The sequence below is a fragment of the Gloeotrichia echinulata CP02 genome, from assembly GCA_038087035.1.
Lineage (GTDB): Bacteria > Cyanobacteriota > Cyanobacteriia > Cyanobacteriales > Nostocaceae > Gloeotrichia > Gloeotrichia echinulata.
In genome coordinates this window covers 71,576-83,737 of the sequence record CP051187.1, presented here as the reverse complement: position 1 = coordinate 83,737, position 12,162 = coordinate 71,576, and the positions used below count along the sequence as shown (strand labels likewise).

Genomic DNA, 12,162 nt, shown 5'->3' with positions numbered 1-12,162 from the left:
TACGATTGTGACAGTTGAGGGTGCGGAATGTGGGTTGTATATTTACTTAGTTTGGAGTGATTTTATGGACTCCATTACCCTGACAGTTGTTGCTACTGCTATCGACGGTCATAAATCGCTTGCGTCCCTTGATTTTCTTACCTGCATCAAAACCAACGGATTGACTCACCATCGCCGCACTTTTGACACTTTGACTATCAAGCTTATACTGAGAGAGCTTTTTTACCATCCTTCCGACTTTTCAAACAACTTCTGAAATTGATTAGGAGATTTACAGATGAAATATTCCATGAAATTGCTTTGCACAATAATTGGATTGACGTTTTTTTCTGCAACTACAGCACAAGCACAGGCGCAGACAGTTACCACTGTTATTGTAAAAAACCAGCTACAAAAACCTGTGTCACTTGTTAGCACGAATATTTTAGGAACAGCTACCCCTAGTATTCCGAGTAGTATTTTACCCAAAACGAATGCATTTTTTACGATTAGAAATCCATTTACCAACATAGCAAGCATTCACTTCTCTTACAGTGCTGGCACTCAGCAATGTAGGTTTAGTACCTCTTTAACCACCACACCAACCATTGTTGGTACTACGATTCCAAACTGGACAAAGCAAGGAACATCTACGGGTTCTGCATTTGTCAATTGCGATGCCAAAATTACAATTGCAAACCCCAGTAGCCCTTACAATTACACTGTTGAGTTTACACTGCGTTAGATTAGCGGTATCAGTAATTCTGCATTTGAGAAATTGAAAGTAAAGCAGCGAGATGAATATAGTTTCGCTGCTTCTTGAAATATTATCTGAGCTAACCAAAATTCTTTTAGTTCGCTTCTACTCTCAGATAGAACTGTGTAGCTAAAAACTGAATATCTCTCAATACTGCTCGGTTAAGAAAATCGCAAAGCGTGAAACCCTTGTAGAGACGTTACATGTAACGTCTCTACATTCGTTAACCGAGCAGTATTGGAATATCTCTGATGTTCGGATCTATATTTTCTACTACCTCTTAGGTAAAGAGAAAAAAGAAGCTTTTATTCAGGCGTTGGTAACTTTTCATATCAAGCATTTTCCAAGAATTCCCCCTTCAGATAACGTTCGAGTGCATCCGTCACCAACTTATTAAGATTCACCCCCCGTTGTTGGGCAAATAACGCCGCTTGTCGATGAAGTTGACTACCTACACGCACATTAAAACTACCCTTAAACGGCAACTCTGGCTCAATACCTTTTTCCTCACAGAGAGCCAAATAATCATCAATTGCTTCCTCAAAACTAGCCCTCAGACTAGCCACATCTTCCCCGTCAAAACTGATTAAACTGCGGATATATTCCACCTGACCGTAGAATATTTTATCGTCATCACTATAGTGAATAGACCCGAAATAATCCTTGTATTGCATCATGTTACTCATAGCAATTCTTCCCCTTGGAGAATCTCGATAATCTGTTCAATTTGATATCGTTTGAGAATATTTTCAGGATGGGGTTTATGTAACGTAATCATCACTCCCGCTTCATTGATAAAACGCCGTCGAGAACCTCCCGTTTTTCTCGTGCTGACCTCAAAAAACCCAAAACCAGAAAGTTATCGGCGAATAGAATTCGCTACTACACAAGCAAAGTCCACCTCCGTGGACTAACACAATATTTTCTCTACGAGCGCCGAAGGCTACGCGTAGCGTCTGTCTTCGACGCCGAAGGCTACGTAGAGAAGGTTTTTCCAACCTGGGTCGGCAGGTTTTGTCTGTGTAGCCGCGTTCACGCAGTGTGCCGCAGGCAATTCTATTCGCCTGGGCACATCTGCTATACATTATCCCATGTGAGTTAAAATTCTGATATCTTATTAACTACCAATGCAGAACGCCCGAAAAAAGCGATCGCCATGCTTCAGTATCCCAATCTCGAACAAGCGCTTAAATATCACTTTGGTTATGAACGCTTCCGCCCTGGACAACGGCAAATTATCGAAGATGCGCTGCAAAATCGGGATTTAATGGTGGTGATGCCTACGGGTGGGGGTAAGTCTCTGTGCTTTCAATTACCTGCATTGTTGAAAAAAGGCTTAACTGTGGTGGTGTCGCCACTAATAGCTTTGATGCAAGACCAAGTGGAAGCGTTACGAAATAATAATATATCTGCAACGTTTCTTAATAGTAGTCTCAACCCTTATAAGGTGCGATCGCGTGAGGAAGCTATCCTCAACGGTAAAGTTAGATTACTGTACGTCGCTCCTGAACGTCTGCTGAGTGAAAGATTTTTACCCTTACTCGATTTAGTCCATCACCAAATTGGTATTTCTACTTTTGCGATTGATGAAGCGCACTGTGTCTCGGAATGGGGACACGATTTCCGTCCAGAATATCGTCAATTAAAGTCGCTGCGAAAGCGTTACCCGAATGTTCCCACTATCGCCCTCACCGCCACAGCTACAGACCGGGTGCGGAGTGATATCATCCAACAATTGGGATTAAAGCAACCGAGTATCCACATTGCTAGTTTTAATCGCCAAAATCTTTATTATGAAGTTCGTGCTAAAAGTAAATATGCTTACGCTGAGTTATTAGAATTAATTCGCGAGTCGGAAGGTTCAACTATTATTTATTGTTTGACGCGCAAAAAGGTTGATGAACTCACCTTTAAATTGCAAAATGATAAAATAGCTGCTTTGTCCTATCATGCCGGATTAAGTGACGAAGAACGGACAAAAAATCAAACGCGCTTTATTCGCGATGATGTGCGGGTGATGGTAGCCACAATTGCCTTTGGGATGGGAATTAATAAGCCAGATGTGCGCTTAGTAGTTCACTTTGATTTACCCCGAAACTTGGAAAGTTACTATCAAGAATCAGGTCGGGCGGGAAGAGATGGCGAACCCTCACGCTGTACTTTATTTTTTAGTTTTGGTGATATTAAAACCATTGAATGGAGTATTAACCAAAAAACAGATCCGCAAGAACAGTTAATAGCTAAACAACAACTACGTCAAGTAATTGACTACGCCGAAGGGACAGATTGTAGGCGGACAATTCAACTTGGTTATTTTGGCGAACGTTTTCCCGGAAATTGCGGGACATGCGACAATTGTCGTTATCCCAAACCGATGCAAGATTGGACAATTGAAGCCATGAAATTTTTATCTTGTGTGGCGCGTTGTAAAGAAAGATTTGGGATGCTACATATTATTGATGTGTTGCGGGGGGCAAAAAATCAAAAAATTACCCAAAACGAACATGATAAACTTTCTACATACGGCATCGGCAAAGATAGAACTGTAGATGAATGGCGAATGTTAGGGCGATCGCTCTTACATCAAGGCTTGTTAGAACAAACTAGCGATGGTTACTCAGTTTTAAAACTGAACGCCTTAAGTTGGGAAGTCATGCGAAAACAACGCCCAGTCTCGCTAGCGGTTCCTGTGGCGCAAAAAGTGACTTGGGAAGAGGGAAGTGAAAAAGCTGCTGAGGTGGAAATCTTATTACAAAGATTGCGATCGCTGCGTAAACAACTCGCTGACGCACAATCTGTACCACCCTACGTTGTCTTTCAAGATTCCACCTTGAAATTAATGGCTCAGGAACAACCAACAACCCTAGCCGAATTTGCTAAACTTTCGGGCGTTGGTAGTCACAAACTCGCCCAATATGGCGATAAATTCCTCACCGAAATTCGCGCCTACCGTCAAGAACAAGGTTTAGTAGATGCACAAGACTATTCCGCACCTTATCTGGGTATTGGCTTACCTACCGAAACCGAATTGTTTACCTTGCAGTTACATAGACAAGGTTTGAGTGTTAATCAAATTGCTGAAACCAGAAATATTCGCCCAACTACAATTATCCGTCATTTGTCCGATTTAATTGAGAAAAATCAGCCTGTAGACTTAAATCAGTTGGTGACTCTAGAACGCCAACAAAAAATTTGGCAAGTTTTAGAAGTCCTGGGTGATATTTCTTTAACACCAATTCGCGAACAACTAGGCGAAAGTTATACTTATGATGAAATTCGCCTAGTTAGGGGAAAATGGCGCCGAGAGAGTCGTAATAGGTAATATAGGGTTTCCCTACCTACGTAGTGCGGTACACTTATAAAATTAACGGTTCAAGTTTTCCTTGCACTTCTTCAATTAAATCTTCTGGAGCTTTTTCAACAAATTTTACTTTTCTCGCCATCCAATCCAATGTTTTGATCTGGTCTGCCAGCACAACCCCTTGTGTTATCATTCCCGCAAGAAGCGGAACTTCAAAACTAAGACCCTTTCTTTTACTGGTGATTGGACAGGTTAAAATCAAGGAAGCCATTTGATTATATCTAAATGGAGACATAACAAGAACAGGACGGTAGCCAATTTGCTCACGCCCTTGTTGTTGTAGTTCATTATTTAATGTCTCAGCAATATCCTCGTATGACATTCCTGACGCATTGAGAGTAAATACACGTTTAATTGAATCACTCGTAAATTGCTGTGGAGAGCCAAATTCGAGTTTGACAATATCGCCTCTATCGGGAACGTATGAGTTAACTACCAAGCTTCATTCCCCAGAGCATCACCAGTTTCAACCTCTGGATGAAATTTTTCAGGAGTCATACCTTCAAGTAATTCATCAAGCGTATATTTTTTTCTTTTTTTAGGTGTAATCACAATACTGTTACCTGAGACGGTCAAGGTTATATCCGTTCCTTCCGTCAGATGAGCTTGTTCAGCCACAATTTTGGGAATGCGGATGGCTAAACTATTTCCCCACTTGGCAACAACAGCAGTCATATTTATCTCCACATATTTTATTAGAGATCCATACGTCTTCTATGCTCTGAAAAGCCGTTGCTTAACGTATCTACTTTGAAGATACATATTTAATTAGCGGATGTCAACACCCCTAAATAGGCGATTTGTATGGGTGTAGACAATTGCGCCGACAAATTGGAGATTTTTTGACTTAGTACAGCGTTTCATAAATTCGTGGCGTTTTAGTTCGTAGTTGCGTTTTAGTAATAAAATGCAACTACGAACGATAGACTTTATCTTGATTTTGTCACAGACTGGTGGAATCCTATACCTTCAAGTAATTCATCAAGCGTATATTTTTTTCTTTTTTTAGCTTAACCCGGCAGAAGCCCCACACCATACCCGAAGTTGGTGTGGGATGAATGACGGGATAAAAACGAGACGCCCTCTAATTGTTTTTTACCGCAGGTAAAACAGATTAGAGGGCAGTTGAGTTTTTATCAATGTCTTGAGATAGGTAATCACTTCTTGCTATTGTATTCAGTGACGACAAAGCCTAAAATGCTGGTCTAACATAGTACCTTCTCCCAAAGGGAGAGGCTGCGCCAAGAAAACTGAAAATATGGGGTTTTATAGGGAAATGCAACCGTGTATGCGTTGCTGCCTCCTGTAAGTAAAATTTTCAAGGAAACTAGGTTGAACTTGGAATTTTTTTAAGACCAAGAGTGGGGCAGGGCACGTACCTCACTATAAAATGCTGTGGTGGGAAAAATGGAGTACCACTAAAGAAGTTCCTGATATCCTTAACAGGACTCGGAAGCCTACACCACATTGCTTGCAATTGGTGTAGGAGTGTCACGTCTTATGACGCAGCAGAGATTACCCGACCAATCCGCTTGAGAATTTGCAAAACACTGTACAGTTCTCTGGCGGATGCAAACGGGCTGAAGACCCTTGACACGTCGTACTGTGGCGTATTTGTTTGCGTCACTTTCAAAAATAAAATATCGTCGCCATTCGTCACCATACCGAACACAGGTTTATTCGGGTTGGGGTTAGCCATCAGGTAAGCCAGGGCTTGCGGTACAGCTGACCAAACCGAAAGCGTGGTTTTTTTCGACTCTAACACCATAACCCAGAACTGATCTTGCAGCACTAAAACGTCAATCCGTCCGCGCAGTATCTCCTCTCCATCATTCAGCACCAATTCCACGGATGATTCAGCCTTAATCCGAAAAGGAGGATCATAAAACCCGGAGAGTGCAAGAATTGGTGACACCAACAACAACATGACTGTCCCTTCTAGTAAATCAGCAACAGCACGATGATAGAGATACCTGCGCCGCAGGATATCCACAGAAGCTTTTTCCGCTTCTGTAATTTCAGGTAATCCTTCATACCACTCCGTGAAAAACTGCTTATCCTCAACACGGACGAAACCGAATCGATTTTCTGCATCCAATAGAGTGGTAATCGCTTCTGTAATTGCTGCCGTTTGTGTCATTGCTTCTAGGTAGGGGTTGCCATGCTTAATGAGAGCATCTCTTCCATCTTTATTATCCCCGGCGCGTTGCTCCCCTGCCGATAAATTTTCCCGCTTTCATTAGCTAAGTCTATTGGATGCAGCATTATCTCATAGATTTCCCGTAAGGGCACGGCATTGCCGTGCCCCTACCAACGTATTTGTATCATACTTAAAGTGAAACGGTATTAGTCTTGTTTTTTGTTTTCGCTGCTAGAATTATAGATAGAAGCTTAGGCAAGGCAACACAGCCAACGATATTCAACAGCGTTAATAATACTCCATCTATGAAACTCATAGATCATCGCCTCCTTTTGACAATTTATGGTTCTAGTTTTTAGTATTAAACATAATGCTTACCATTGGTTAAGTTACAGATTTTAAATTTCTTTTAGCTCATATAAGTTAAACAAATATAATTAAAAAGTATCTAGATTGGGAAGCCAGTCGCAAAGGTCAGAAACTGACGGATACGACTGGCGTTAGATTAGTGAACTACCTACACCGATTTGGAGTACCAAATACGGTATAGGCTTCTGGTACATTTCGCAATGCTTCCAGAACTTCCTTAGAGGTACTATTAGTAGTAGATTCACCCACTACCGGATTCCCTTTACGGCGTTTTATCGTCGGGAACAGTCCCAGCCCGACGCGCTTAATGTTCACGGCAGAATTAATGTCGCGGTCAACATTAAGCGATTCAATTGGGTCAAAATAATTCCTGATTGAGCAATCAGTAAACACAAACTCATCTCGATAGCTCAATAACATTGATGTGTAAGCAGGATTTACCTTCACTACTACTGCTCCAGCTTTTGAGGCTATGTAGTCCAGAATAGTGAAGAATTGACCAAACGCAGCATCATTCCAGGATTTGTTTAGCCCTGATTTAGCTGACTGTCCATTGGGAATAAACTTTCCATCGTCATCAATTTTTTTCTTGTTCCGTTTAGTTAATCCTCGCAAATTCAAATCTTCGTGATAAAAAACTTTTTTCCCAGTCCTGACTATTGCGTGGGCAGTTTTATAAGCATGGTCTTTACGGGAACGAGCGATACGTTGATGTTGTCTGCCTTCACGTAATGCCAACTTTCTTCTAGGTTTAGAACCTTTTTTCTTAGTCGCTTTTCGCTTTGAAACAGAAGCTAATCGCATCTGATTTTTACGGAACGACTTGACAGAAGATAACTTGGTATTTTCGGAAGTAGCGAGATAGTTGTCTTCAAACAGTACTGCATCCATCCCTAACGAGTTATCCCAAGTCGGAATAACGTCGTCAAGGTTAAATGTTGGTACAGTTGGGTCAAAGAGTGCTATCGTTGCATACCAACCATCAGCTTTACGGGTTAAAAGAATATTTTTTAATTGAAAACCTTGTGGCAATGGTCTGTGCAAACGAATCTTTAACCAACCAGAAAGTTTAGAAGCCCAGATAAATAGCCAGTCTTTTTCTGTCCTCTCAATAGTTATGGCTTGACCTTCTATCTTTAATGTGCGAAACGAAGCAGTATTCTTGAATCTTGGCTTACCACTTTTTTTGCCATTAGAATCACCAGCCAAAAACCTATCAAAGGCAATACCTACCCGCCGAGAAATATCTTGCATTGTCTGAGAGGGTAACTTCGTGTAATCAAGCAATTCGCCTGAATATTTAACTCTCACGAAGTCTTTTTTTAATAATGGGAGTAGTTTTTTCTGACTATAATAATTTGGATTATCTCGAAGCATTAATGGAGGCAAAGAGCATGATATTTGACAGAATTATCCTTGCGGAAACACTGCATAATCACGGTTTTGCTCCCACCAATTAAATCTATCTCCTAGCTGATAATTGTACCAATATCGCCCAATTCTTAACCACTCACTTAGTTGTAGTTTTTGTTTAGTGTCTGGATAAGCGCGGTACTGATAGTTAAGCAGCATAAGGCAATCACCTACTTGGTCGTGTTTAGTATTAACATCTATTACTATAAGGTATTTAGAAGTTAGAGTCAACCATGACCAGTGATAGCGGAGCGTTAGCGAGTACTCGAGCGTCTTATATCTCGCGTGCTAGAGGCGTTTTGGACCTCAGAGCTACTTTAGTGTTAACAACAAAATACCGTAAGCGAGTATTAACAGGACAGATGATTGATAGGTTAGGTGAAATTCTGAAAGACCTGCTTTTAAAATGGGATAGCAGGGTAGTGGATTTTAATGGAGAATCTGACCATGTGCATCTATTGTTTCAGTACACACCTCAAACAGACCTGCCAAAATTCATTAACAATATAAAAACAGTCACAAGTCGTTATTTACGAAAAGAATTTCCTGACAGAGTTAATCAATTTTATTACAAAGATGTTCTCTGGAATGGTTCTTATTTCATAGCATCTTGTGGAGGTGTCACAGTTGAAGCTCTCAAAAAATATGTTGAATCCCAAGACAAGCCAAAATAAAATAACAAGATTATTAATTACTCAACTGCCCTTAGACCGAATCAGCCTACGGCTAATATTGGTCTAAGGGCGTTTCGTAATTAATCGCCTTATATCCCGACACCAAATCCTAAGAGGATTATGGTGCCAGGCTAAGGCGCGAAAGCTAAATGTATTGCGATTTATAACAATCTGACGTGAAATGTGAAATATTGTGAAGGTGAACTAGTAAAGACTGGCTGACAATTACCGATTCCCCAATTTCCACAATATATTTTTCACGCCAGAATGACCAAAGGTCTAGAATCTGGCAATATCATTCAATTCTTAATTGGGAATTTTAGATTTTTGCTTGATTGTTCTATCCAGAATTCCCCAAATAAAATCTACAATAGGTTTGAATTTACCTGTCTATTGTTGTCAAAATCCAAAATTCCCCATCGAGAATCTCAAATTACCATTTCTGCAAGCATTCCTCAATTGGGAGAACATCTACCACAGAAGTGAGGACTGAATTTACAGGATTGGCTGCGAGTATACACGTCAGCCGTACAATAAGGAAAACTAGTGATATGGAATCTGGCTGGTTCTGAAGCCGAACCCTTTAGCGCTCCTTGAGTGAATTTGGTTTTAGTTGCCATAACGATAAATAGAAGCTTGGGGAAAGCCAGACAAGCAACAGTATTTATGATGGTCAATAAGGCCGCATACTTCAATGTTATAGGTAATCACCCCCAGTGATCATAGGTGGTAACAGTTCTAGCTACAAGCACTATTCATCGGACAATCCATTGCTTTTAGCTTATGTAAATCGATATTATCATAAACTTTTGTAAATATAATCGGTAGAATTCCAAAAATGCTATACACACAAAGTGTTGTGTATATTAAGAAAGTTGATTGTCACGTAATAGCAAAATCAGCTCAGAAAATACTCATTTACTATTCGGGATATGTGTTATGTCAAAAACCCAACCTGCATCGATTTATTTATCTAATATCACAGCGCGAGAACGGGAAGCATTAAAGGATTTGGCTGATTACACAACCGTGGATTCACTGCCAGAAATTTGGCCTTTAGCAGCAAAGCGATTCCGTGATACTATTGCCCTGCATAACCCCCATGCTCAATCAGAAGTATTAATTACTTATGCCGAACTAGCAATGCAAATTCAACGATTTGCAGCTGGGTTGCAGGCTTTGGGTGTGAAAGTAGGCGATCGCATCTCCTTAATTGCTGACAACAGTCCTCGATGGTTGATTGCTGACCAAGGAATTATGACAGCTGGTGCTGTGAATGCAGTCCGCAGTTCCCAAGCCGAAAAAGAAGAATTACTCTTTATCATCGCCAATAGCGGTAGTATGGCGCTGGTAGTCGAGGATTTGAAAACGCTCAAAAAATTACGCGATCGCCTGAATGATTTACCCATTCAATCAATTATCTTACTCTCAGATGAACCACCCCCAACAGATGAAACCCTCAAAGTAATCAACTTTAACGAGTTGAGCGAAATTGGTAGCAACCATAAATTTGAGCCAATTAAGCAAAACCGCGATACCCTGGCCACCCTAATTTACACCTCTGGTACCACAGGTAAACCCAAAGGTGTGATGCTTTCTCATGGCAATTTATTACACCAAGTTACAACCCTGGGCACAGTAGTACAACCACAGCAGGGAGACTTTGTACTGAGCATTCTACCTACTTGGCACAGCTACGAACGCAGTGGTGAGTATTTCTTACTTTCGCAAGGTTGTACACAAGTTTACACTAACTTGCGCTCAGTCAAAGGAGATTTGAAAAAATTTAAACCCCATTACATGATCGCGGTACCCCGACTCTGGGAATCGATTTATGAAGGAGTGCAAAAGCAGTTCCGGGAACAACCAGCCAAAAAACAACGCCTGGTTAACTTTTTCCTGAGTGCGAGTGATACATATATCAAAGCACGGCGAATTGTTCAGGGGTTGAGTTTAGATCATATCAATTCCTCAGCTATCGAGCGATTAACCGCAAAAATCCGCGAAACTGTTTTATTCCCTCTCCATGCCTTGGGAGAACGCCTAGTTTATGCTAAAGTCCGGGAAGCTACAGGCGGACGAATCAAGCATGTAATTAGCGGTGGTGGTGCGCTTCCTAGGCACATAGATAGCTTTTTTGAACTGGTTGGGATTAATATTTTGCAAGGTTATGGTTTAACAGAAACAGCGCCTGTCACCAATGCGCGTCGTCCTTGGCGAAATCTCCTCGGTTCATCCGGACAACCAATTCCCGGTACAGAAGTTAAAATCGTAGACCCGGAAACAAGAGTCCCTTTACCAACTCTGAAGCGAGGCTTAGTATTGCTCAGGGGGCCACAAATTATGCAAGGCTATTATCAAAATCCCCAAGCTACAGCAAAAGCCATTGACTCCGAAGGTTGGTTTGATAGCGGTGATTTGGGTTGGGTGACACCACAAAACGACTTGGTATTAACTGGTAGGGCAAAAGATACAATTGTCTTAACCAATGGGGAAAATATCGAGCCGCAACCGATAGAGGATGCGTGTTTGCGATCGCCCTATGTCGATCAGATTATGCTAGTCGGACAAGACCAGCGTAGTATCGGCGCCTTGATAGTACCCAATATCGAAGCTTTGGAAAAATGGGCAGAAACTCAAAATCTGAATTTGAGTATACATAACAACAATGTTACCGCCTTACCCAGCCAAAAAACCGATCTGGAGAGTAAAATAATCCAGGATTTATTTCGCAAAGAATTGAATCGGGAAGTGCAAAATCGTCCAGGCTATCGAGCGGATGACCGTATTGGACCATTCAAACTAATTCTGGAGCCGTTTTCTATTGAAAATGGCTTGATGACGCAAACACTAAAAGTCCGCCGACATATTGTCGCCGAACGCTATCGCGATATTATTGACGGAATGTTTGCCTAATCATTAAATTCCACCTGCAAACTCTAGAGTGAACGTGAAATGTTTATGGATCTCTCCAAACCTCAACAAATGCTTTTGAAGCGCGTCGTTAATGTCAAAGTCATTGTTACTCCTCTGTGGAAAGACGAAATACAACAGCAACTCCAAGCGCAAATTAATCAAACAGATCAACAACTGCAACAATTAGATCTCGAAGGACAAAGAGCAATCACCGCCATTCAAAAGCAGAGTCTGCAACCACCAGGACCCCAGACCCTGCAACAAATTGATAATATCCAACTCCAAGTCAACCAAAAGAAAAGTGAACTACTAGAACAAAAAAATCAATTCCTGCAAAATCTTCAACAAGTACAATATCTAGATTTGGATCAGGAAGTTAACCAATTCCAAATGGAAGGGTTTTTCCGCATCGAAGTCGGTGATAACCTGATTAGTAAAACCCAGGTTGAAATCGTTCTCCGCGATGGCATTGTAGAAGAAATTCGCGGCGACATTTAAGTTTATCATTTGTCAGTAGTCATTGGTAATTTGTCAAATGGGCAATGACCAATGA

Annotated in this window: 12 protein-coding genes and 1 pseudogene; 5 read left to right on the top strand and 8 right to left on the bottom strand. The window is 41.2% G+C overall.

From position 1 onward, the window contains the following. Positions 1-100 precede the first annotated feature (100 nt). Positions 101-202: pseudogene (locus HEQ19_00365) on the bottom strand (IS5/IS1182 family transposase). 75 nt (positions 203-277) lie between these two features. Between HEQ19_00365 and HEQ19_00360 the strand changes: the two are divergent. After that, positions 278-724: a hypothetical protein gene (locus HEQ19_00360; protein ID WYL98206.2), complete on the top strand. Its 447-nt coding sequence runs from the start codon at positions 278-280 to the stop codon at positions 722-724. Between the two features lie 344 nt (positions 725-1,068). On the opposite strand, the gene HEQ19_00355 is transcribed toward HEQ19_00360, so the two are convergent. Beyond that, a complete protein-coding gene (locus HEQ19_00355) occupies positions 1,069-1,422 on the bottom strand; it encodes a type II toxin-antitoxin system HicB family antitoxin (protein WYL98205.1) in 354 nt (117 codons plus the stop codon). Further along, a complete protein-coding gene (locus HEQ19_30565) occupies positions 1,419-1,532 on the bottom strand; it encodes a hypothetical protein (GenBank protein ID WZI67244.1) in 114 nt (37 codons plus the stop codon). Before HEQ19_30565 ends, HEQ19_00355 begins: the two co-directional genes overlap by 4 nt. Positions 1,533-1,892: 360 nt before the next feature. On the opposite strand from HEQ19_30565, the gene recQ reads away from it, so the two are divergent. Further along, positions 1,893-4,058: a DNA helicase RecQ gene (gene recQ / locus HEQ19_00345; protein WYL98204.1), complete on the top strand. Its 2,166-nt coding sequence runs from the start codon at positions 1,893-1,895 to the stop codon at positions 4,056-4,058. A gap of 34 nt (positions 4,059-4,092) precedes the next feature. On the opposite strand, the gene HEQ19_00340 is transcribed toward recQ, so the two are convergent. The 5 genes from HEQ19_00340 to HEQ19_30560 all read right to left on the bottom strand — a co-directional run bounded on the left by HEQ19_00340 (position 4,093) and on the right by HEQ19_30560 (position 8,178). Continuing rightward, positions 4,093-4,536, bottom strand: coding sequence for a type II toxin-antitoxin system PemK/MazF family toxin (locus HEQ19_00340; protein WYL98203.1), 444 nt, complete (start codon positions 4,534-4,536; stop codon positions 4,093-4,095). Then, positions 4,530-4,772 carry an AbrB/MazE/SpoVT family DNA-binding domain-containing protein gene (locus HEQ19_00335; protein ID WYL98202.1) on the bottom strand — a complete coding sequence of 81 codons (243 nt, stop codon included), beginning with the start codon at positions 4,770-4,772 and terminating at the stop codon, positions 4,530-4,532. The genes HEQ19_00340 and HEQ19_00335 overlap by 7 nt, the downstream gene beginning before the upstream one ends. 823 nt (positions 4,773-5,595) lie before the next feature. After that, complete coding sequence (locus HEQ19_00330) at positions 5,596-6,237, bottom strand: type I restriction endonuclease (GenBank protein WYL98201.1); 642 nt, start codon at positions 6,235-6,237, stop codon at positions 5,596-5,598. A gap of 513 nt (positions 6,238-6,750) precedes the next feature. Continuing rightward, positions 6,751-7,917 (bottom strand): transposase, encoded by a 1,167-nt coding sequence (locus HEQ19_00325; GenBank protein WZI67079.1) that lies wholly within the window; start codon positions 7,915-7,917, stop codon positions 6,751-6,753. Positions 7,918-8,016: 99 nt separating this feature from the next. Next, on the bottom strand, positions 8,017-8,178 hold the full coding sequence (locus HEQ19_30560) for a helix-turn-helix domain-containing protein (GenBank protein WZI67078.1): 162 nt from the start codon (positions 8,176-8,178) through the stop codon (positions 8,017-8,019). Positions 8,179-8,252: 74 nt separating this feature from the next. Here HEQ19_30560 and tnpA point away from each other — a divergent pair, with 74 nt between their 5' ends. The 3 genes from tnpA to HEQ19_00310 all read left to right on the top strand — a co-directional run bounded on the left by tnpA (position 8,253) and on the right by HEQ19_00310 (position 12,107). Beyond that, positions 8,253-8,693 carry an IS200/IS605 family transposase gene (gene tnpA, locus HEQ19_00320; GenBank protein ID WYL98200.1) on the top strand — a complete coding sequence of 147 codons (441 nt, stop codon included), beginning with the start codon at positions 8,253-8,255 and terminating at the stop codon, positions 8,691-8,693. Positions 8,694-9,632: 939 nt separating this feature from the next. Beyond that, complete coding sequence (locus HEQ19_00315) at positions 9,633-11,609, top strand: AMP-binding protein (protein WYL98199.1); 1,977 nt, start codon at positions 9,633-9,635, stop codon at positions 11,607-11,609. A 45-nt stretch (positions 11,610-11,654) separates the two neighbouring features. Continuing rightward, complete coding sequence (locus HEQ19_00310) at positions 11,655-12,107, top strand: YlqD family protein (protein ID WYL98198.1); 453 nt, start codon at positions 11,655-11,657, stop codon at positions 12,105-12,107. The last annotated feature ends 55 nt before the right edge of the window (positions 12,108-12,162 follow it).